The sequence below is a fragment of the Lacibacter sp. H375 genome, from assembly GCF_037892425.1.
Classification (GTDB): Bacteria; Bacteroidota; Bacteroidia; order Chitinophagales; family Chitinophagaceae; genus Lacibacter.
In genome coordinates this window covers 1,080,331-1,104,886 of sequence record NZ_JBBKTT010000001.1, presented here as the reverse complement: position 1 = coordinate 1,104,886, position 24,556 = coordinate 1,080,331, and the positions used below count along the sequence as shown (strand labels likewise).

Annotated in this window: 14 protein-coding genes; 13 read left to right on the top strand and 1 reads right to left on the bottom strand. The window is 39.5% G+C overall.

Annotation, left to right across the window (positions count from 1 at the left end; all coding sequences use genetic code 11):
- The first annotated feature begins 114 nt into the window (after positions 1-114).
- The 7 genes from WG954_RS04845 (at position 115) to WG954_RS04815 (ending at position 8,781) form a co-directional block, all read left to right on the top strand.
- Positions 115-1,836, top strand: coding sequence for a hydroxysqualene dehydroxylase (locus WG954_RS04845; protein ID WP_340434170.1), 1,722 nt, complete (start codon positions 115-117; stop codon positions 1,834-1,836).
- Positions 1,837-1,878: 42 nt separating this feature from the next.
- The gene (locus tag WG954_RS04840) at positions 1,879-2,559 is read left to right on the top strand and encodes a transmembrane-type terpene cyclase (RefSeq protein ID WP_340434168.1); all 681 of its coding nucleotides are present in this window, start codon (positions 1,879-1,881) and stop codon (positions 2,557-2,559) included.
- On the top strand, positions 2,543-3,769 hold the full coding sequence (locus WG954_RS04835; protein WP_340434167.1) for an adenylate/guanylate cyclase domain-containing protein: 1,227 nt from the start codon (positions 2,543-2,545) through the stop codon (positions 3,767-3,769). The genes WG954_RS04840 and WG954_RS04835 overlap by 17 nt, the downstream gene beginning before the upstream one ends.
- A gap of 67 nt (positions 3,770-3,836) precedes the next feature.
- A complete protein-coding gene (locus WG954_RS04830; protein ID WP_340434166.1) occupies positions 3,837-4,058 on the top strand; it encodes a hypothetical protein in 222 nt (73 codons plus the stop codon).
- A gap of 1,913 nt (positions 4,059-5,971) precedes the next feature.
- Entirely contained in the window at positions 5,972-6,448 is a 477-nt protein-coding gene (locus WG954_RS04825) for an Lrp/AsnC ligand binding domain-containing protein (RefSeq protein ID WP_324229781.1), read from the top strand.
- Positions 6,449-6,496: 48 nt separating this feature from the next.
- The gene (locus WG954_RS04820; RefSeq protein WP_340434164.1) at positions 6,497-7,339 is read left to right on the top strand and encodes a hypothetical protein; all 843 of its coding nucleotides are present in this window, start codon (positions 6,497-6,499) and stop codon (positions 7,337-7,339) included.
- Positions 7,339-8,781: an O-antigen ligase family protein gene (locus WG954_RS04815; protein WP_340434162.1), complete on the top strand. Its 1,443-nt coding sequence runs from the start codon at positions 7,339-7,341 to the stop codon at positions 8,779-8,781. Before WG954_RS04820 ends, WG954_RS04815 begins: the two co-directional genes overlap by 1 nt.
- Here WG954_RS04815 and WG954_RS04810 read toward each other — a convergent pair.
- Positions 8,776-9,765: a LacI family DNA-binding transcriptional regulator gene (locus WG954_RS04810; protein WP_340434160.1), complete on the bottom strand. Its 990-nt coding sequence runs from the start codon at positions 9,763-9,765 to the stop codon at positions 8,776-8,778. The genes WG954_RS04815 and WG954_RS04810 overlap by 6 nt on opposite strands.
- A 269-nt stretch (positions 9,766-10,034) precedes the next feature.
- On the opposite strand from WG954_RS04810, the gene WG954_RS04805 reads away from it, so the two are divergent.
- The 6 genes from WG954_RS04805 to WG954_RS04780 all read left to right on the top strand — a co-directional run bounded on the left by WG954_RS04805 (position 10,035) and on the right by WG954_RS04780 (position 24,406).
- Entirely contained in the window at positions 10,035-13,010 is a 2,976-nt protein-coding gene (locus tag WG954_RS04805) for a SusC/RagA family TonB-linked outer membrane protein (RefSeq protein WP_340434158.1), read from the top strand.
- Positions 13,011-13,029: 19 nt separating this feature from the next.
- The gene (locus WG954_RS04800; protein WP_340434155.1) at positions 13,030-14,565 is read left to right on the top strand and encodes a RagB/SusD family nutrient uptake outer membrane protein; all 1,536 of its coding nucleotides are present in this window, start codon (positions 13,030-13,032) and stop codon (positions 14,563-14,565) included.
- 134 nt (positions 14,566-14,699) lie between these two features.
- Positions 14,700-18,005 (top strand): VCBS repeat-containing protein, encoded by a 3,306-nt coding sequence (locus WG954_RS04795; protein WP_340434153.1) that lies wholly within the window; start codon positions 14,700-14,702, stop codon positions 18,003-18,005.
- Positions 18,006-18,007: 2 nt separating this feature from the next.
- Complete coding sequence (locus WG954_RS04790; RefSeq protein ID WP_340434151.1) at positions 18,008-21,307, top strand: VCBS repeat-containing protein; 3,300 nt, start codon at positions 18,008-18,010, stop codon at positions 21,305-21,307.
- A 23-nt stretch (positions 21,308-21,330) separates the two neighbouring features.
- Entirely contained in the window at positions 21,331-22,260 is a 930-nt protein-coding gene (locus WG954_RS04785) for a hypothetical protein (protein ID WP_340434149.1), read from the top strand.
- 103 nt (positions 22,261-22,363) lie between these two features.
- Positions 22,364-24,406, top strand: a complete 2,043-nt coding sequence (locus WG954_RS04780; RefSeq protein WP_340434147.1) for a kojibiose hydrolase — start codon at positions 22,364-22,366, stop codon at positions 24,404-24,406.
- Positions 24,407-24,556: the final 150 nt, after the last annotated feature.

The following is a 24,556-nucleotide window of genomic DNA, read 5'->3' as shown; positions in this document are numbered from 1 at the left end:
AAGAGCAGTGTTGAGGATTATCATTTCTTTTTCACTGCCATATCCCATCCCTTACGATTTCCTGCTAACTGTACGCCTGTTACCCAATTAATCAACTTGTAAAACAAATCTGGTATGCCGAAAGTTATTATTCTTGGCGGCGGTGTTGCGGGAATGAGTGCCGCACACGAGCTAATGGAGCGTGGCTTTGAAGTAGAAGTTTACGACAGACACAAGCAATACCCCGGAGGGAAGGCCCGCAGCGTAAACGTACCTGTTGCCGGACATGAGCAAAACGAACCTTTACCGGGCGAACATGGGTTCCGGTTTTTCCCCGGTTTTTACAAACACATCATTGATACCATGAAGCGTATTCCCTTTACAACTAAAGAAGGGGAAACGAAAACGGTGGTTGATAATCTTGTACCAACCGAACGGGTAAGGTTAGCAAGGGAAGGAAAAGAATCAATCACAACGCTTGTAAATTTTCCGCATTCATTAAATGATCTGCATGTTCTGCTTGCATCCATGCACGCCAACACAGGTCTTACAGAAGAAGAGAAGAAATTTTTTGCAACAAAAGTGTGGCAACTGATGACATCATGTTACGACAGGCGGGCCAACGACTATGAACGTATCAGTTGGTGGGATTATTTAGAGGCAGATCGTTTCAGTGACGATTACCGTGCTTTGTTAGTGCAGGGTTTAACCCGAACGTTGGTAGCCGCAAATGCTCGCAAGGCAAGTACAAAAACAGGCGGCGATATTTTTCTGCAGTTGGTATTTAATATGACAAATCCTGGTGTGCATACAGATAGGGTATTAAATGGTCCTACAAACGAAGTGTGGCTGCACCCATGGTATACCTACTTAACAGAAAAGGGAGTGAAGTATATAAAACATCATGAAGTAACCGCTTTGCAAATGGAGAAGAGGAAAATTACCGGGGCAACTCTCCTAAACCACACAACAAATGAACCGGTAACTGTTACCGGCGATTATTATTTGCTGGCAGTTCCAGTTGAACGTGCAGCGCCATTGTTTACACAGGAAATGCTGGCAATTGATCCAACATTGCAGGGCGTGGTAAATCTTGCACCAAGTGTGGCGTGGATGAATGGCGTACAATATTTTTTAACTGATGAAGTGAACGTAGTTGATGGGCATTGTATTTATTCCGATTCTGCATGGGCTGTAACATCCATTTCGCAGCTTCAATTCTGGAAAGATTATGACATCCGCACAAAAGGAAATGGAAAAATCAGAACTGTGTTTTCGGTTGATGTATCGGATTGGGATACACCTGGCTCAATTGATTGCACCAATGGTAAGCCGGCAAAAGAATGTTCGCATGAAGAAATAAAAGATGAAGTATGGCACCAGATAAAAGCGAGCCTGAATGTGAACGGACAGAAACTTGTGCAGGATGAAACACCGTTGTTGTGGCATATTGATGGAGACATCAAACGGATTCCCGGCTCAGGAAGTCGTGAAAAAAATGAAGAGCCCTTGTTGGTGAATACAATCAACTCATGGGGGCTTCGTCCTGATGCGCATACACTTATTCCAAATCTTTTTCTTGCATCAGACTACGTACGCACTTATACCGATCTGGCAACAATGGAAGGAGCAAATGAAGCAGCACGCCGTGCCGTTAACGCAATCATAAGTACATCAGGCAGTAAAGCCAAACTCTGTGAAATATGGAATTTGCACGAGCCCGCAATTCTTGCCCCGATTCGTGCACACGATCAGAAGCGTTACGAGAAAGGGCTGCCCTGGAAATCGTATGAACCGTGGTGGTTGAAGTTGGTTATAGCTGTATTGAAATTTTTTAAAAAGCTGTTGGGTAAATAGGCTGATGTACAATGTTGTCTCACCACTTAAAAACTTCTTTCTATGCCGTTTATTAATTTGCAAGACTATACTGTTTTAGATCACCTGCTTTTTGGGATCGGTTGTTTTTTATGGGTGATTGTTTATATCCTGACATTGATCAATATCCGCAAATTTAAATTTGTGGAGATTCCAATGATTGCGGTGTCCATCAACTTTGCATGGGAAACCTTGTGGAGCTGGTTTTTTGTTTCGGATATGGGTATGTTGTATGTGTGGGGTTACAGAAGTTGGTTTTTTCTTGATTGCTTTATTGTTTTTTATACACTGCGGTATGGTTATAAGCAATTACAGTTATCCGTATCGCAGTCAGCTACACGTTTTTCCTTTGTTGCATATTGGATAGCCTGGCTGGTTGTACTTTATTTTTTCAGTATTAAATTTGATATTCCTCAAAGTGGAATGGGTGGTTATGGCGGTTACTGGTGCAACATGCTCATGTCTTCGGCCTATATTACACTTATACTTCGTACAAAAAACCTGGAATATTTTTCATTACCTGGTGCATGGTTAAAATGGCTGGGTACTTTCCTGGTTACATTGTTTTGTTTTAATCATGAACAATGGAAGGGCGAATGGTTTTTATACAGCCTTGGTATTGCCACGGCAATTTTAGATATTGTTTATATCTGTATTTTCTATTGGTTAAAGAAAAAACAAACCGCTAATGTCAGCATGGGGTAATTTTATTGAAAGCTTATTTGAGTTTGATGTACTTGACATACAGGAACGCCGTAAACGGCGGATGACCATTGAACTGGCCCTGTGGATTGTGGTGGCGGGTACCATGTACAACCTCGTTTACGTGTACCTTGGTTTTACTGAAGCAATTACTGTTTCTGTTTTATCAATCATCAGTACCATCCTGAACATTCTCGTATTTTATTTTTCAAAAAAGTATAAGCTTTTTAAAATAACACAGCTTATCATTCTTGTTTTTTTTGGCTTCCTCAATCATGTTGTGCTTGGTGGATTTGTTGACAGCAGCGGCGTGGGGTTATGTGCAATACTGGCTGCAATGGGTGCGTTGATCTTTACTGATGTTCGCACAGCACGTTTTTTTTTCGTTCTGTTTATTATCGGAATTATTGGTGTGGGCATATGGGAGTTTAGTATTATCAACCGGCCTTTTCAAATGCCGAGGAACCTGAGCCTTACTTTTTTTATTATCAATTTTATTTTTATCAGCGGTATCATTTATTTTATTGTTGAAAGCGCTTTTATTAAATCAAATGCATTTCAGGAGCAATTAGAAAAAGAGAAAGCAAAAACGGAATCGCTCTTATTAAATATTTTGCCCGGTGAAATAGCGCTTGAATTAAAAAATTCGGGATGGACCAAGGCAAGGGGCTATGCTTCTGTAACCGTCGTGTTTTCTGATATTATCGGCTTTTCATCAAGTGCCCGCTATTTAACTCCGGGTAAATTGGTGGAAGAACTTGGTTTGTATTTTGGTGCGTTTGATGATATTATGGAGAAGTACGGGTTAGAAAAAATTAAAACCATTGGGGATGCATACATGTTTGTTGGTGGAATTCCAACTGAAACAAATACACACGCTCATGATGCTGTGAAAGCCGCATTGGAAATGCAGGAAGAAGTGGAGCGAATAAAACAAACCGGTAACATTTCTTTTCCGTTTCAATTACGGGTTGGCGTACACACAGGGCCAATTGTTGCAGGTGTGGTTGGCAAGAAAAAATTTGTGTATGACGTATGGGGCGAAACAGTAAATATTGCTGCCCGTATGGAGCAAAAAGGTGAGGCCGGAGAGGTAAATATTTCACAGGCTACTTATTACCTCATTCAGAACGATTTTAGTTGTACGCCAAGAGGTAAAATCTCAGCTAAAAATGTAGGCGATCTTGAAATGTATTTTGTTAACAGGAAATGAACTGCTGATCCTGTGAGATAATCATCTTGTTATGTCCGGTGATGTTGCATTCGTAAATAAGATGTGCATGGGTTCTGATACGAAAGAAACTTATGAATTGGTTGATGATATAAGTGCAAAAAAAGACGAGCCAGCATTGCGAACTCTTGTTGCTGCAGGTAAAGTGATCATTGTTCCGTATGCAGCAAAAGGAACAATTCGTGATGTTGCTTTCGGCAAATACTTGGTTGAAATGGAAATAGGTATTGAAACAAAACGATGGTGGATCGCACAGGAGTTTATCGAATAATAAGTGAACAGTAATTACACGGATTAATGAACGTATTGACACGGATTCTCTCGGATAATAAACGGTTTAATCAGTTAATAACCAATCTTTTGATACCTTTATTCACACTTGTAGATTTCTTGTATGAATTCAAAAGGGAACAATATTTGTAACATTACGTTTATAAAATAAAGAAGGCCCAAGAATCCATCTTGAGCCTTCAGTCGGCTTAGCCCCGGTTAATCAGTCCGGAGGAACACCTGCTTCCTTACTTGTTCTTTTTGCAGTCACAAGCCCAGAAATGGAAGAATTGGCTATTTAGTGGATAGCGAATCTTTCCTTTAACCGTAATATAACGGGCAAAGACTTCCTTTTTGGGTTGACCACAATTAGAACATGTATTTGTGTTTCTATTCAAAATACACCTCCTTTCGTTTGAGGTTTGTTAATCAGGACATTTCACAGCAGTCCATGTTGCTTAATGGCATTTCAGCCATACATCTACACCAAAAAGTCATGGAAACGAAAAAGCCTCAGCTGATTAGACTGAGGCTTTCCTAATTACATTAACCCTCCGTGACAATGTTACATGTGGGAAAATAACGTGTTCCCAGGAGGTGTATTATTGAATAGAAACAGGCCAAAGTAAAGCAATCCTGTTCAATTATACAAATTCAGTCTAATCGACCGGTCTCATGTTTCCATGATCGGTTTATTAACAATTGTGAAAAAGTGAAGGATTTAAAAAGGAGTAACGAATGATATCTGTTCGTATCATTGTGCTGGACAAGAACGCTACTCCCAAGTAAAGTCTTCGGCTCTCATCTCGCAAATGAGAGCTTTTTGCTTTATACAAGTTTATGTATGTAAAAGAACTGCTTGCTAATGCAAGGAATACGAAAATATCTTTTCAAACAATACTTCCAAAGTCATATATATGCACAGACTGTGAAAAACAACAGCAAATGCACGCCCAGCAAGGGTTTCGCTGTGGATACAGAGTTTTCAACTAACGGTTTCGCATAATTGGTAAAAAAAACCTTTGCTAATTGATAAATTTTCCCTTTAGCCTACTGCCATTGCGTTTCAGGCGACAAACAACCCAAAAAAGCACTAACGTAGTAGTGTAGACGCATAAAAGTAGTTCGTGTTTATCCGCATGCAAAAAGGATTCATCTGCAAGAACGTCGTGCTAAAGGGCGCTACAAACGATTGACAAAATGTGTTGGATATTACAAGATTGTTGATAAAAACCAACTGTAATGAAAGCGGTTATGTGTGAAGTAAAATTGGAATAAAACAAATCGGGAAAGTCTATAAAACGAAAGAGCCCTTTGTAAAAACAAAAGGCAATCGTAAAAAAAGCATGAGAAAAATCTGTACGGACCAGAGTTGATCGGTATGGAAAGCAACCGAAATAAGCTGTAGGGGGAGGGATCGAACCTCCACGGAGCAGTTAGTTGTAGCACAAAGTTCAGTGGTCGACCCTGGTCGAATGGTTATTGCTAACCAAACGGCTCTATGCTATATTTATCCTGTTATCTCCACCCCCGAGACAAGAGGGCATGTCTGCCAAAAATTTCATCACCCCACAGTGTAAAAAGAACTGATTGAAAATCCAATGTCCAAAATCCAATATTCAACGGACTTTGTATCTTGGGTTTTGTTTGAGCTGTAGAGGGAGGGATCGAACCTCCACGGAGCAGTTAGTTCCGTTGCCGGACTTTATCCTGTTATCTCCACCCCCGAGACGAGAGGGCATGTCTGCCGAAAATTTCATCACTCCACAGTATGTTGTTCAAAGAACGATTACAGTGCAATATTAAAGCATATTGGCTATTCTTTGAACAATTTTCAACAAAAATTTTAAAACTTTCGATGATATTCAAAATACAATTCTTAATATTGAAAATATTTTAAAACACACTTGAAATATGGGTGCTAAATTGAATCTTGACAAACTGGACCTGCAGATCATTTCTGAAATGATGGAAGATGCTCAGATCTCCTATGCCGATTTGGGAAAGAAACTCTTTGTTTCAGGCGGTACCATTCATGTGCGCATTAAAAAACTGCAGGAACATGGTATTGTGAAAGGCACTAAACTCAATGTTGATCTGAAAGCTCTGGGTTATGATATCACAGCCTTTGTGGGCATATTCCTGGAGAAAAGCTCGTTGTACGATACGGTTGCAAAAGACCTTCGCAAGATACCGGAGATCGTTCGCCTCAATTATACAACCGGTAACTATAGTATGTTTATTGAAGTGGTGTGTAAGGATATCAATCAACTTCGTTTTGTGTTGCACGATGCGTTGCAGAAAATTAAGGGGATCGAACGTACAGAAACCTTTATTTCGCTTGATGAAAGCTTTAACCGCAAAGTGGAAGTGGTACAGGATCTTGCCTGATCACTACATTAACTGATTTTAAAATGATCCTTTTGAATAATACTGCATATGAATTTAGATATTGTTTTTGATGTAATCCGTAAACGCTGGATGCAGGCTTTGCTGCTGGTGTTTCTTGCAACTGTTCTCACAGGTGGTATCCTGTATTTGCAAAAACCTTATTTCCGGAGTACAGCTGTGTTCACTGCTGCCAATCCTAATTTGGGTGACCGTTCGAATATTTACCGTACAGAATTTTGGGAGCAATACTTTTATTATGGTGGTGAGTTTGATAATGACCGGATGATGGCACTTGCACGTTCAGAAGAGATGTGTCGTTTTATGGTTGATAGTTTTGATCTGATCAAACACTATAGAATAAATGCGGCCGACGAAAAAGCAGCTTTTTTAGCCGATTATGAATACAAGGAAAATGTACGCATTCATAAAAATGAGTTTGGGCATGTAAAAGTAAATGTATGGGATACCGATAAAAAACTGGCAGCTGCTATTGCCAATGCCATTGTAGCAAGAACAAATGCAAAGAGTATTGCTTCATCTAATAATATGAAGCTGGAAATATTACGAAAGCTGCAACATGATTTTAACGCACAGAAAGATAGCCTTCAGCAAATAGAACTGCAACTACAAACAAAAGCTGATGCGTTATTTACTGCACGTAAAACAGATGTGATCAATCGCCTGAATGAAACAGAAAAGTTGATCCAGCAATTCAACACCAGTGTGAATGAAGTAAGCGCCTTGTTTGTGATTGAAGAAGCGCTTCCTGCTTTAAAGAAAGATAAGCCGAAAGTATTGGCAGGAATGATCATGGCAGCAATTGTATCATTTATCTTTTCTGTGTTGCTGTTATTGTTTGTTGAGTGGCGTTCAAGACAAAAAACAAGCTGATGCAGCAGGCTGTTTCAAAACAGGATTTAGTGAGTTGGTGGCTACCAGCCATTGGAGCAATTATTTGTTTTGTTACGGGCATTGTATTAGATGAGAGAATTTTATTGGTGCTGCCTTTTGCAGCACTCGCCATATTTGTATTCAGCAAAAATCTACGTTACTTATTTTTTGCATTACTGTTTGCCATTCCCCTCTCAACTGAATTTTCTGTTACGGCCACGCTGTCAACCGACTTGCCTGACGAACCGATGATGTTGATGCTGGCTGGTTCATTGTTGTTGTTGCTGATTCTTAAACCTTCAATGCTACCAAAGGAATTAATGAAAAGCAGTTTGGTTCTGTTGGTCCTGTTGCAGTTGGTGTGGATGATTGTAACTGTTCTCTTTTCACATGAAATATGGTTGAGTATCAAATATTGTCTTGCAAAATCGTGGTTCCTGTTAGCGTTTGTTATTGGTGGCTTGCTGTTCCTCCGTACAAAAGATGATCTCAAGCTTGCATCAAAGGCATTGATCTTTTCTATGCTGATACCAATTGTAATAAGTTTAGTACGTCATGCAGGCAAAGGCTTTTCATTCGAATCGATCAACTCAACGCTTGATCCGTTTTTTCGTAATCATGTCAATTATTCCGCACTTATTGTGTGTCTGTTCCCTATACTGATCATGTGGTATTATTATGGAGAGCAACAACTGCGTAAATGGATCATTGCCTGCATAACTGTTTTTATTATTGCGTTGTTCTTTGCTTATTCAAGAGGTGCATGGCTATGCCTTTTATCCGGTGCCATTACATGGGTTGCAGTTAAGCGCCGTTTTTTATTATCGCTCATATTTGCTGCATTGATCATCGCCGGAGCTGCTCTGTTCTGGCTTATGCAGAATGATAACTATTTAAAGTTTGCACCTGATTTTAATACCACAACCCAACACACCGATTTCAATGAGCACCTGGAGGCAACCTATACATTAAAAGATATGTCGACAATGGAGCGGTTCTATCGATGGATTGCCGGTATAAAAATGCTGAACGAAGAGAAGATGCATGGCTTTGGTCCAAACAGTTTTACTATTTATTATAAAGAATACACAGTTACAGCCTTTAAAACTTGGGTAAGCAGTAACGAAGAAAAATCATCAGTACATAATTATTTCCTATTGATCGCTATTGAGCAAGGTTTGCCTGGGTTGGTATTACTGTTAGTCCTGCTTATTTACATGTTTGCAGCTGCTGTAAAGGCATATCATACATTACATGATCCGTTTGAGCGTTCGCTTGCCATGCTTTGTGCAGTTGTATTGAGTATGATTGTAACACTGAACCTGCTGAGCGATTTGATTGAGACAGATAAGATCGGCAGTCTTTATTTTATTATACTTGGGTTGCTGATAAGATTACAGGTAAAAGTTAATGAACAAAACAAACAACCTGTTTTGTTATAACGAACCACCTTCAACAAAACGTGAGCCGACAAATATTTCCTTGGGCTCTTCTTTCCCTTTTACACATTGCATCATACGTTCACAGGCAAGCTTACCTAATTGATAACCACTTGTTTCAACAAACGTGATCTCTGGATAATATAGTTTAGGGAAAAAACCATCGCTTAAGCTAATAATGCCTGTTTGTTGTGGCACCCCGATTTTCAGTTTCTGAACACTCTTCATTACACCAGTTAATATTTCATCACTCATGCAAAAAACAGCATCAGGCTGTTTCTTCAATTGAAAGTAACTCTTGCTGATATTTTCGGCTTCCTCAGGCGTATCTGCATATTCAAGAGAGAGTTTTATTTTCTTATCTGCTAACAAAGTTTCCTGAAACGCTTTGAGTCTTCGTTTGGTAATTGACAAATGTGTGTCACCAAAAATGCCCAGAATGTTCTTCTTATTTTTCTTTAGTAAAGCTTCTGCAGCCATTATAGCGGCATCTTTATCTGCAAGACAAACCCTGTTATAAGTGTCATCATCCGGTACCTTATCAAAAAATACAACAGGTATACCGGCATCTTTCATTTTATGAAATGCATCGAGATTAGTGGTTTCTTTTGATAAACATGCAAACACACCACTAACCCTGTTTTGCCGGTAGATCTTCAGGTTTACTGTTTCTGTTTCTGGATTATCTGCACTTTGTAGAATCATAAGCGAGTAACCCGATTGCTTTACCTCCTCCTCCACAGCCGCAATAAAAGAATCATAGAAATTATTGGTAATCGATGGAATCAGTATACCAAAAACTTTTGTGTTTTTACTGCGAAGGTTAACAGCAACGGCATTTGGTTCGTATTCCAACGTTTCAGCCAACTCCATGACTTTTTGCTTCGTGCTTTGTGAAATATCAGGGTGATTTTTTAGTGCCCTTGATACGGTAGAAATACTGATATCCAGTACCTGGGCTATCTTTTTAAGTGTTGCGTTTGCCATATTGAAAGTTTAGGGTCGATAATTTTTCCACCGCAATTATTTTCGCAATCGTTTGCATGTTCCTTTCGTAAACTTAAGCCGTTTTGTTGGAACTATTTGGTCAAAACTTAGTTTAAATTCACAGAAGATTAACAGCTTATCGATTGCATGTTTGCCATATAAGTATGGTTCAGGAAGATCAGTCCCTTAAAACTGAACCCTCCCTTCAGGTAATTCCTGCATAGACAGCTGTGGTCTATAACCCCTCAACAATTTAAAAACTACTGATTATGATCTTGACGAAACTTGCAAGAGGCATTCTCACCATGTTCAGTGTGTTTGTACTGGTGGCGTTTGCTTCAGCACAAACCAAAACGATTACAGGTAAAGTAACAGATTCAAAAGGCGAAGCTGTACCCTCCGCAACTGTAACAGTTAAAGGAACAAGAACCTCTACCTCCACCGGCAATGATGGTACATTCCGGTTAGCAGTTCCATCTAATGCAACCACTTTAGTTATTTCATCTGTTGGTTATACTTCTACAGAAGTAAGTATATCCGGCGATGTTGTTAACGCTACATTGGAAGTTGCCAATGAAGCTTTGAACGAAGTGGTAGTAATTGGCTATGGTACACAACGTAAACGTGATTTAACGGGAGCAGTTGCTTCTGTTAAAGCAAAAGACTTTAACCAAGGGGTGCAAATTGCACCTGATCAGCTCATTCAGGGTAAAGTTGCCGGCGTACAGGTAATTAATAACAGCGGTCAACCCGGTGGCGCTACAACTTTCAAAATTCGTGGTAACTCATCATTAAGAACGGGTAACCAGCCTTTGTTTGTTATCGATGGAGTTATTGTGGATGGATCAAGCGCAAGACCGGGCTTAAGCGTTACGGGCTTGGGTTCAACTCCCGATGGCAATCCGTTGAATTTTATTAATCCAAACGACATTGCGTCAATTGATGTATTAAAAGATGCATCTGCAACAGCCATTTACGGTTCACGTGGCGCCAATGGCGTAGTGATTGTTACTACCAAGAAAGGTCAAAGCGGCACTCCTAAGGTAGAATTGAGCGGCAGCTACGGCGTTAGTTCTATTCTCAGAAAAATTGAAGTGTTGAATGCTGCTGAATACAAACAATCTTTAACAGATTATGGATTAACAAGTGGCAATTATAATGCAGATGTGGATGCATATGATGCCATTCTAACAACTGCTAATACACTTAATGGTTCATTAGCTGTAAGCGGTGGATCAGAAAGCGCCCGCTACCGTGTATCTGTTGGTTATCTTGACCAGGAAGGTATTATCAAGAATACAGGGTTCAAGAAATTAACTGCAGGTATTAACTCAACTATGAAGCTGCTGAAAAGTAAGCGGGCCGGTCTTGATTTTAATTTGGTTGTATCACAACAAAACGAAAGACTTGGCGCCATTAGTAACAATGCAGGGTTTACCGGTAACGTGTTATCAACTGCATTGCAATGGAACCCAACACGTGCTTTAAGAAAGCCTGATGGATCGATCAATAACTACTTTGATGGTTCCACACTCAATCCATTAGAATTTATTGAGGGTTACAACGATAAGATATTATCGACAAACGTAGTAGGTAGTGTTGCACCGTCATTTAAATTTACCGACAACCTTGAGTATAAGTTGATTTATGGTTTTAACTACGGAAGTGGTGAACGCAGAACATCTATACGTAACTGGGTAAATTTAGAGGAGAATGGAATTAATGGCACTAATCCTAACGGTAGAGGTACTGCTGCAATCGGTAACAACCAACTGCTTACTCAAACCGTAACACAAACACTCAATTATACTAAGCGAATAGGAAAAGAATTGAACTTTACAGGTTTATTGGGATATGAGTATTTCAGAAAAGAAAATAAAGGCTCCAACTTATTTGCAAGAGGAGGATTTGGATATTTAGATCTCGATTATACTGATGTAATTGAAGCTGGGTTAAATTCGAATAAGCGATTTTACGCTTTCAATAATCCCGTTGAAGAGATCAGATCATTCTTTACAAGGTTGAATTTTGATTATAAGAGCAAGTATTACCTCACTGCAACATTCAGAGCTGATGGATCAAGCAAGTTTGGTTCAAACAATCGTTATGGATTCTTTCCCTCTTTTTCAGCGGGATGGAATGTTTCAGACGAGGATTTCTTTGATGTGGGCTTTATCAATAGCTTGAAAGTACGTGGTGGCTGGGGTATTACCGGTAACCAGGAATTCCCGGCAGGTGCATCGCTTGCACGCTATGTGTTGAATGAAAACAATGGCGGTATTTCGCAGGTGCAATTACCTAATGCTGATCTTAAATGGCAACAGGATGCACAAACAAATATTGGTATCGACTTTTCTATGTTCAACAGAAAGTTGAGTGGTACAATTGACCTTTTTAGCAGAAACACAAAGCAACTACTTTTCCCAAGTATTTCACCTCAGCCATCTCCGGGTACAACAATCTGGAAGAATCTCGATGGCGAAGTAATGAACAGGGGTATTGAGATTACATTGAATGCAGCAATTCTTTCAAAACAGGATTTCTCATGGGATTTTGGAGTAAACGCCACATTTGTTAAGAATGAAGTATCCGGCTTGCCTGCACCAATTCAAACAGGTGAGTTGAACGGACAAGGTATGTCTGGTACATTATCTCAACTTATTACAAACGGGCAACCTATCAATACGTTTTACACAAGAGATTTCAGGGGAATTGATAAGGCTACAGGTCAATCAATTTACGTAAATGATGGAAACGTGTTTTATTTCCTGGGCAACCCTAATCCAACAACCATTCTTGGTATTTCAACAACAGTAAGCTACAAGAACTTATCACTTACTGCAAATCTGAATGGTGCATTTGGTCATGTTCTTTACAACAATACAGCAAATTCTGTGTTACCTATTGGTAACCTTGGTACAAGAAATATTGCCAAGGATTTGTATAAGAATGGAGAGTCAATTACGAACCCAATTACTTCTTCATCACGCTATTTAGAGAAAGGAGATTATCTGAAAGCTGCTAATACTACACTGTCTTATAAGTTTGGAAACATTGGTAAAGAGATCAGTGGAATTACAGTGTATGTAACAGCACAGAACCTTTTCCTTTTAACCAAGTATAATGGATTTGATCCTGAGGTAAATACAGATAAACAAGTGAATGGTATCCCTTCTGTTGGTATCGATTATATCGGGTACCCTTCAGCAAGAACATTCTTATTTGGAGTTAACGTATCATTCTAAAAACTAAATCTATTTGATTATGAAACATATCAAACAAATGTCTCTGCTTCTCTTATTTGCTGCCGTTGCCGGTTGTGCAAAAATCGATGAGAAGTTCAGTGATAGCCTGGTAAGAGCCAGCGCCTCAAGCGTAACGGCTGCTGACATTTTGAAGAATATTTATGAAGGTGATATCCGTGCGTTCATGGATCAGACAAACCTTTGGGCCATCCAGGAACATACAACTGACGAATGTATCGGGCCAACTAGAGGTGGCGACTGGGATGATAACGGTATCTGGCGTGTACTGCACCAGCACACATGGGATGCCAACCATAACTATGTTCGTGGTGCATTTGAAAACCTTGGTCGTGTAGTGTACAATGCTACAGAGGTTTTGGCAAAGAGCCCCAACGCTCAACAAGCCGCTGAAGCAAGATTCCTACGTGCATTTGCCAATTTTTATTTGATTGAAGGTTGGAATCAGGCTCCTTATCGTGAGCCAGGCGGCGACCCATTGGCAATTCCACAAGTACGTGTAGGAACTGCAGGATTAGATTATATTATTACTGAGTTGGAAGCTATCAAATCAGCATTGCCCGATGGTCCAACAAATACAGCCAATAAGAATGCATGCCGTACACTGTTAATGAAAGCTTATCTGACAAAAGGAGTGGTTGCTAACAGAACAGCACCAACTCACCAGGCAGCGGATATGAACAAAGTAATTGCATTAGCTGATGAAGTGATTGCTTCAGGTAAAACACTTTCTGTTAACTTCTATCACAACTTTGCACCTAATAATGATGCATTGTCAACTGAAAATCTTTTTACCGGCATCAACTTTGGCGGATCAAGCAGTGGAAACGTTCGTTCAAGATATTTCTGCTCATTGCACTATAATCAAACTCCAAGTGGTTGGAATGGTTTTACCACTTTGGGAGATTTTTACGACAAATTTGAAGCCGCAGATAAAAGAAGAGGCGATGCTTACACTGGCGTGACGGATGTATCTGGTTTACGTGTTGGTTTGTTATTGGGTCAACAGTTTAACCAGAATGGCGTTGCATTGAAAGACCGTAAAGGCGGTAACCTGGCTTTCACGAAAGCAGTAAAAGCTGTTGAAACCGATCCCAACACATTGGAAGTAACAGGTATCAGGGTTGTGAAATATCCGCCTGATTACAACAATGGCGATAACGTTAATAACGACTTTGTGATCTTCCGTTTGGCTGATGTATTATTGATGAAGGCCGAAGCAATTCTCCGTGGTGGTACTGCTACCAATGTTGCTCCTTATGGTGCAACAGCATTGAGTATTGTGAATTATGTTCGTACACATTCATCAAGAGGTGCTTCAGCACTTGCTTCAATTAATCTTGATCAATTGCTGGATGAGCGTGGTCGTGAATTGTATTGGGAAGGATGGAGAAGAATGGATTTGATCCGATTTGGCAAATTCCTGCAAGCAGGACAGATCAGAAAAACAACATCACCTGAAACAAGGTTATTGTTCCCTGTTCCAGCACAACAAATTGCAGCGAACCCTAACCTTACACAAAATCCTGGTTATTAGTTTTTATCATAATCAATAGGGAAAGGGGTCACTTGTTTAAGTGGCCTCTTTTTTTGATATATTTTATTGACAGGCCGACAAAAGAACTCAACATTTTCAACTAAATTGAATTTCTTTCATTCTTACACTGAGCTATGAACCTGAGGTTAAAAATTGCAATTGTCATTCTCTGTTTTCTTACTGTTGTTTCCTGTAGCGATAAAAAAAGTGAAACACTTTTTGAGTTGGTTGAACACAGTGGAATTGATTTTGCCAACCAGGTGGACGACAGTAAGGACTTTAATATTTTCAGCTATCGTAATTTCTATAATGGAGGCGGTGTTGCAATTGGTGATATAAATAACGACAGCCTGCCCGATGTTTTTTTTACAGCGAATATTGGCCCTAATAAACTTTACCTGAATAAAGGTGGTTTTAAGTTTGAAGACATCAGCGAAAAAGCAGGCTTCGCTGAGAAAAAAAAGTGGAGCACCGGTGTGGTAATGGTTGATCTAAATGCCGATGGTTGGTTGGATATTTATGTTTGCAATGCCGGATACCAAAAGGGAGTTGGGCAGGAGAATGAATTATACATCAACAATAAGAACGGAACGTTTACAGAAAAAGCAAAAGATTATGGGTTAGATGATGCTTCGTTTACAACTCACGCTGCTTTTTTTGATTATGATCTCGATGGTGATCTCGATTGTTATTTACTGAACAATAGTTTCATTCCTGTTAATACACTCAACTATAGCAATAAGCGGAACCTCCGTGCAAAGGATTGGCCTGTTGAAGAATTTATAAAAGGAGGCGGTGATAAATTGTTACGTAATGATAACGGCAGGTTTACCGATGTAAGTGAACAGGCTGGTATTTACGGAAGCTTAATAGGTTTTGGTCTTGGTGTAACAGTGGGCGATATTAATGGTGATCATTATCCTGATCTGTATATCTCAAATGATTTTTTTGAAAGGGACTATCTCTACATCAATCAAAAAGACGGAACGTTCAAAGAAGAGCTTGAACAACGTATGCAGCATATCAGTTTATCATCAATGGGAGCCGATATGGCTGATATTAATAATGACGATTACCCGGATATTTTTGTAACAGATATGTACCCTGCTGATGATTATCGTTTGAAAACAACATCAAGCTATGACAATGTAGAAGTTCATACAAGAAAAGTGAAAGAAGGTTTCTATCACCAATACATGCAGAATACGTTGCAGGTAAATAATCAAAGCGGTGCTTTTATGGAAACAGCACATATCAGCGGAGTGGCTGGTAGTGATTGGAGTTGGGGAGGATTAATTTTTGATGCTGATAATGATGGCTTGAGTGACCTGTATGTATGCAACGGCATTTATCATGATGTCACTGATCAGGATTTTATAGATTTTTTTGCTGACGAAATTATTCAACGCATGGTTATGACCGGTGAAAAGAAAGAAGTAAGTGAGGTTATCAATAAAATGCCATCAACACCTATACTCAATAAATTTTATCATAATAAAGGCGACCTGAAATTTACTGATGCCGGCGAGGCGAACGGGTTTACACAAAAAAGCTTCAGCAACGGTGCTGCTTATGCTGATCTGGATAATGATGGCGATCTCGACCTCGTTGTAAATAATGTAAACGAAAAGGCATTTGTATATCGTAATCACTCAAACGATCAACTGAAGAATAACTACATCACTGTTCAACTAAAAGGAAAAGAACAAAACACATTTGCCATTGGCAGTAAAATAAAACTTTATGCGGGCGGTGAGATCATCAGTCGTGAAGTAATTCCGAGCCGTGGCTTTCAAAGCAGTTGTGATTACAGGCAAACGATTGGCTTCGGCAATAAAAATATTGACAGCTTGTTGATCATATGGCCAAATCTTACACAAACAGTTATCAAAAAACCGGGCATCAATCAACTTCATTTTGTTCAACAAACCGGGAATGAAACAAAGTTGAATGAACCCTATCAGGGAGCACAACCTCTTTTTGTAAAGACAGACAGCATTTTTGAAGCACACAAGGAAAATGAGTTTGTTGATTTTTACTATGAACGGAATATTCCTGTTAAACTAAGTGCACAAGGTCCACGTGCTGCTGTGGGAGATGTCAACAACGATGGACTGGATGATGTATATATCTGCGGGGCAATGGGGCAAGCGGGCCAGTTGTATCTGCAAACAAATACCGGTTTTGTGAAGAAGCAACAGCCGTTGTTTGATGAAATGAAATTATACGAAGATGTAACAAGCTTGATGATAGATGCAGATGGCGACAAAGATCTTGATCTGATTGTTGGTAGTGGCGGACATACTCAGCCATCTCAAAAAGCCGAGATCAGGAATCGTTTATATCGCAATGATGGAAAAGGAAACTTTAGTTATGATGTGCAAGCCTTGCCTGCCAATGCTGATAACACAGGTGTAATTGTTGCCAATGATATTGATGATGATGGTGATCCCGATTTATTCGTTGGTGGGAGAAGTAAATCTTACAACTATGGCGTAACACCACAAAGCACTCTATTGATCAATGATGGAAAAGGAATATTCTCTGATGCAACAGCACAGTTAAACACAACAATTAAGAACATTGGAATGGTTACAGCTGCTGTATTTGCTGATGTGAATGGAGATGCAAAGAAAGAACTTATTATAACAGGTGAATGGATGGCGCCCCATTTTTATAGCTACAGGAATAAAAAGTATGAAGAAATACCCTCTTCATTAAACCAGTTATCCGGTTGGTGGCAAACGATCACTGCAGCAGATCTGGATGCTGATGGTGATGATGATCTTATACTAGGCAACTACGGAAATAATTTTTATCTGCATGCAGACAGCAGCAATCCTGTAAGAATGTTCATCAGCGATTTTGATGGAAACGGAATACCTGAAAAAATCATTACAAAATCAATTGATCAAAAAGATAAACCTGTTTTTCTGAAACGTGAATTACAGGAGCAGATACCATCCTTGAAAAAACAAAACCTAAAGCACGCAGATTTTGCAACCAAAACCATTCAGCAACTTTTTGCTGCAGATATTTTGGAAAAGTGTGTGCTGAAGCAGGTGAATTACGGCAGCAGTTGTATTGCATGGAACGATGGGAATGGTAAGTTTTCTGTGCAGCCTCTTCCTTTGTTAGCACAGCTAAGCAGCATCAATGCCATTGTAGCAAAAGATATAAATAATGATGGAAAAACTGACCTGATCATGGCGGGTAATGAATTCAACTTTATTCCCCAGTTTGGCCGGTTAGATGCAGGTTATGGTACTGTAATGTTAAATAAGGGAAACCGGCAATGGCAAACATTAATGCAAAATCAATCAGGCATTTTTGTACGTGGTATGGTACGGGATATTCAATGGATATCAACCCGAAATGGTAAGGCCATACTGTTTCTGCAAAACAATGATACACCTGTGTTGTATAGCTTAAATAAATAAATGTGAGTAATAGAATTTTTCTTATTTATAGTTTACTGGTTATACTTGTATCCTGTTCATCACCTAAACAACAACCGTTGTTTGAATTGATGAAGAGTGAGCAAACAGGTCTGCAGTTTACAAATAAACTCACCGCTACTCCTGCTTTCAATATGTTTAATTACATGTATTTCTACAACGGAGCAGGCGTTGGTGCAGGTGATTTTAATAACGACGGCCTGATCGATCTGTTCTTTGCTTCCAACCAGGCGCAGAATAAATTATTTATCAATAAAGGCTCCTTACAGTTTACAAATGTAACAAAGGAAGCTGCTATCCCCAATGATGGTGGTTGGAGTACCGGTGTAAGTGTGGTTGATATTAACAATGATGGCTTGCTGGATATTTATGTATGTCGTGTTGGCCAGTATGAAGTATTAAAAGGGAAAAATCAATTGTTGATCTGTAAAGAAATCAAGAGTGGAGTTCCTGTTTATGAAGATCAGGCAACTGCATATGGTCTTGACTTCTCCGGTTTCAGTACGCAAGCTGCTTTTTTTGATTATGACCTTGATGGAGATCTTGATATTTACCTGATGAATCATTCCGTGCATCATAACGGCACTTTTGCGGCACGTGCAAACTTTCTAAACACTTATCATCCATTAAGCGGCGATCGCTTTTACAAAAATGAGAAAGGTAAATATATTGATGTAACAAAAGAAACCGGCATCAACAGTTCAGCTATTGGTTATGGCCTGGGCATTTGTGTGAGTGATATTAACAAAGATGGCTGGCCTGATCTTTATATTGGCAATGATTTTCATGAGAACGATTATCTCTATATCAATCAGCAAAACGGAACATTCAAAGAAGAATTGAATGAGCGCATGATGCATACCAGCCAGTTCAGTATGGGTGTGGATATTGCTGATATCAACAATGATGCATTGCCTGAGATCATTTCAATGGATATGTTACCGCAGGACCCTTATATTCTCAAACGTAGTCTTGGTGAAGATGAATACGAAACGTTTAATATGAAACTTCGTTATGGGTACAATTATCAATATGCACGAAATGCATTGCAGTTGAACAGAGGAAATGGAATGTTTAGTGAAGTTGGTTTGTACGCTGGTGTTTACGCAACTGACTGGAGTTGGGCTCCGCTTTGGTTAGATTTTGATAATGATGGTTTGAAAGATCTCTTTGTAAGCAATGGTATTCCCAAACGATTGAATGATATTGATTATGTAAACTATGTGGGAGATGCTGAAATTCAACAGAAGATCAGAGAGGGAAAATTGGGCGAACAGGAAATGACGGTGATCGACAAGTTTCCCCAGATCAAACTGCCTAATAAGTTTTACCGTAATAAAGGTGAAGTACAGTTTAGTGATGAAGCTCCGCTTATCAAAAATGATGAGCCAACATTCAGTAATGGTGCTGTGTATGCTGATCTGGATAACGATGGTGATCTTGATATTGTGGTCAACAATATTGATGATGCAGTAATGCTGTATAAGAACACATCAAATGATAATCAGCAACAGCAATACCTTTCACTGGAGCTAAAGGGCGATAGCGTGAACCACAATGCACTTGGAGCATCTGTACTTGTATATGATAGCGCCGGCAATATTCATGCGTTTGAAAAACAACCGGTACGAGGCTTTCAAAGCAGTATGGAAATACCAATGCACATTGGGTTGCAAAAAGTAAAAGCCGATTCTGTTATTTTGATATGGCCCGATCGTACTTATGAAAAACTTATCGTTACAGGTAAAAAGATAAAGACACAATATCGAAAGGGATTACCTCAATTTGACTATTTAAAATTCAATGCATCTGCATGGAAAAAGCAATTACAGTTTACAGACATTACTCAAGCATCGGGTTTAGAATTTCTACACCATGAAAATGAGTTTAATGAATTTAACCGTGAATACTTATTGCCACATATGCTTACCACAGAAGGCCCTGCGTTGGCAACAGGCGATGTAAATATGGATGGCCTGGAAGATGTGTTTATTGGCAGCAGCAAAACATATAAGCCAACTTTATTTCTTCAAACGGATGAAGGTAAGTTCATAAAAACAGTACAACCACAACTGGAAGCGGATAGTATGTTTGAGATCACCGATGCTGTAATTGTTGATGTCAATAATGATAGCAGTAATGATCTCATTCTTGCAAGCGGAGGTAATGAATACTATGGCAAGAACAAGTATGAGCAAACAAGAGTTTTCCTGAACGACGGGAAGGCAAATTTTTCATTGATAGATAATGCTGTCAATAATATCTATGTAACCGCAGGAACTATAGCAACAGCTGATTTTACCGGTGATGGATTTGTTGATCTGTTTATTGGAGGACGAACTGTTCCTTGGGCATATGGTGAAACGCCTCGCTCTTATTTGCTGGCTAATGATAAAACAGGAAAGTTTAAAGATGTAACAGCTCAGTACAGTAAAGAGTTACAAACCATCGGAATGGTTACAGGCGCTTCGTGGACAGATATGGATAAAGATGGCGATGCTGATCTCCTGTTATCATTGCAATGGGATGGGCTTGTTACATTCATCAATAACAAAGGAAGTTTCAGTAAAAGGAAACTGACCGATAAGAAAGGCTGGTGGAATTTTGCATTACCTGTTGATATTGATAATGATGGAGATATTGATATAGTAGCGGGTAATCTTGGATTAAACAGTCGTTTGAAAGCTACATCAGCAGAACCTGTCAAGATGTATTACAACGATTTTGATGAGAACGGCAAAAAGGAACAGGTGCTTACCTATTTTCTAAATGGAAAGGAAATTCCGTTTGCTAACAAAGCAGAACTGGAAAAGCAATTGCCATTTCTGAAAAAGAAATTTCTATATGCCGATGATTTTGCAAAAGCAAAACTGGGCGACATATTCAGTAAATCAATGCTGAGTAATGCTGTTACTTATAGTGCCGATTGTTTTGAGAGTGCGGTATTCATCAACGACGGGCAATTGAATTTTGCTATGAAACCATTTCCGTGGAAAGCACAGTTAACAACATATCGATCTGCAGTTGTACTGGATGCCAATGGAGATAAACTTCCTGATCTGTTATTAGGAGGCAACTTCAGGGAAAACAATATTCAAATGGGCAGATACGACGCTGACTATGGTACTGTGCTGCTCAATAAAGGCAAAGGAGAATTTGAAGCCGCTTATCCAAACATTGTGATCAAGGGGCAAATCAGAAAAATCAAATCGATACAGGTAAATAAGCAGCAGGCATTTTTACTTGCACGAAACAATGATAGCCTCATGCTTATCAAACAATAAACTAATTAAACGCAGATTGGATCATGAAACGTGTGGTATTTATAGTGGCATTTATTCTTATAATCTTGCTCGTATTTATTTATGTATTTATTCCATCAACAATAACAATCAGCAAAACAGTTTCTGTTAAATGCATTGATAAAAATGTTTTGGTGTTAATTGGTAATAAACAAGGTTGGAGTAAATGGTTACCCAAAGAGTCATTTACATCTGATCTTATTCAATACAAGGATTATCAACTGAAACTCGGTGGAGCGACTTATACATCCGTAACATTTGATGCTCTAAAAGAGGGGGACACTATTTTCAATGAAATTGGCTTTGTGAATGATTCGGTAACAAAGACCAAGATCTCCGTGATCAGCAATGTTGCAACTGGAATAAATCCCTTTACACGTTTCAGAAAATGGCAAATGATGAAAAGCTATGAAACGGTGATAGACGATCTGCTGCAACGGTTTGTCAGCTTTGCTGAAGACAAAAAGAATATTTATGGCGTAGAGATAACAGATGGACGAATACCGGATTCATTATTTATTTCAACACGGAAAACATTCGATCATCATCCAAACGAAGCCGAGATATATCAACTTATTGATCAGTTAAGAGTGTATGCAAGCGAAAAAAATGCGAAGCAGGTAAACCAGCCAATGATGCATGTAGAACAGGTGGATAGCTCTCATTTTGAAATTATGGTGGCGTTACCCATTGATAAAGTGATCGACAATGAGGGCAACTTTTTATTTAAACAAATGGTAAAGGGCAATACGCTGATAGCTGATGTTCAGGGAGGCAGGGGAACTATTAATAACGGGTTACGGGCATTGGAACAATTCAAATCAGATTATCAATTTACCTCTCCTGCTATTTCATTTGAATTGATGATCACAGACAGAAGAGCAGAGCCAGATACCACAAAATGGGTTACTCGTTTGTATTACCCGGTATTTTGAGATGGAATTTTCCATCGCAATCGTTTGCAAGTTTTCTTAATAGCAAAGCATTTAAATCCTTTCGCTATTAGTATCTATCTTTCTGCTTCTAACGAAGATTGCCATGAAACGATTAACAGTACTTGCATTGCTATTTGCTGCTTTTTCAACAGCAGCTCAAACAATCGATCCCTGGAAAATTTCTGCCACCAGTTTTGATCCTTCTAATTACTATGGCATCACCGTTGCCAACGGAATGATCGGTGTGGTATCATCACCTGAACCATTTAAAGTGAAGGAAGTAGTGTTGGCTGGCGCATACGATCTGTATGGTCGTGGCAGGGTCAGTAATTTCTTAAAAAGTTTCAATTTGCTCAACAGTTACCTGGAAATTGATGGTAAACGCATTGATGCAAAGTCCGCTTCGAATATGAAACAGGAACTGGATATGCAACATGCCAGCTTTACCACAACATTCGATTATGCAGATAAAGCAACAGTAACTTACACATACTATTCATTGCGTCATTTGCCATTTACGGTATTGATGGATATAACTATTACACCGAAAAAGAACATCAACATCACAGGTGCCAGTGTAATGGAAGCACCGGATGCGTTGAAAGATGTACAGAATTATTACAATGAAATTGATCGTCCGCATGTAACCATGAGTTTATTGACTTCTTCAGCAAAAAGTCCAACAGGTAAATTGCTGATGTGTGCAAGCAATACGTTTTTGTTTACCGAACATCATGGCAGCGAACCAAGGGTGATCCACGAAATGTGGGATAACAATATGCATCTGGTAAAATTCACTAAGCAATTAAAAGCAGGTGAAACCTATCGTTATTCTATTGCCGGTTCATCTATTACCTCTGCCCATCACGATGATCCATTGAATGAAGCAGAACGTTTAACTATTTATGCAAAGCTTGAAGGAAGAGAACGCTTGCTGCAGTTTCATAACAAAGCATGGGATGAGTTATGGAGCAGCCGCATTACCATTGAAGGCGATGCAGCCGCAGCGCAGGATCAGCAAGACGTTAACAGCATGCTCTATCATTTGTATTCGTTCACAAGAGAAGGCACTGCATTATCGCCTTCACCAATGGGCTTAAGTGGATTGGGATACAACGGTCATGTATTTTGGGATACCGAGTTGTGGATGTATCCTGCATTACTCGTATTAAAACCTGAGCTTGCAAAAAGCATGATGGAATATCGTTTTCAACGATTGGAAGCTGCAAAACGGAATGCATTCAGCAAAGGATTTAAAGGAGCGATGTTCCCATGGGAAAGTGCAGAAACAGGAGTTGAAGAAACACCTGTGTGGGCATTGAGTGGTCCGTTTGAACATCACATCACTGCATGTGTTGCAATAGCAGCATGGAATTATTATTGTGTAACACAGGATAAAGTATGGCTCAAAGAAAAAGGTTATCCCATCATTAGTGCAACAGCCGATTTCTGGGCAAGCAGAGTTGAGCGTAACGGTGCCGGTAAGTATGATATAAAAAACGTAGTGGCTGCAGATGAGTGGGCGGAGAATGTAGATAACAATGCGTTTACAAATGCTGCTGCAAAAGCCAACTTACAGTTTGCAACAGAGGCAGCAAAGTTGTTAGGCATCACACCAAATGCTGATTGGATGAATGTGGCGAATAATATTCCTGTGTTGAAATTCCCTGATGGTGTAACAAGAGAGCATGCAACGTATAATGGCGAAGGCATTAAACAGGCCGATGTAAACTTGTTGGCTTATCCGTTGAAAGAAGTGAAAGACGCAACATCAATTAAGAAAGACTTAGAATACTACGAACAACGTGTACCAAACGAAGGCACACCTGCAATGACGCAAGCGGTGTTCACCACCTTGTATGCAAGGCTCGGCAACGCAGAGAAAGCATATCATTGGTTTAAAGATGCGTTCATTCCAAATCTCAATCCGCCTTTCCGTGTTATTGCAGAAACAAAAGGCGGTACCAATCCATACTTCGCAACAGGTGCCGGTGGTATTTTACAAAGCGTTTTGATGGGTTTTGGCGGATTGGAAATTACGCCGGCTGGTATTACACAACTAAAAACGGTGTTGCCTGCCAATTGGAAGAGTGTAACGATTAGTGGTGTGGGAGTGCAGAAGAAGACGTTCGTGAACAAGCTATGATGGATGTCATTTTATAGAACTTGATTACATAAAGTGGATAAATATTTCGGAGTTCCGTCATTTCGACGAAGGAGAAATCTCTACGACAAAGGTTAATTACAAAAAGACAACAGCGCTACAACAGAAAAGCCAACAGCTTTATTTTTGCAG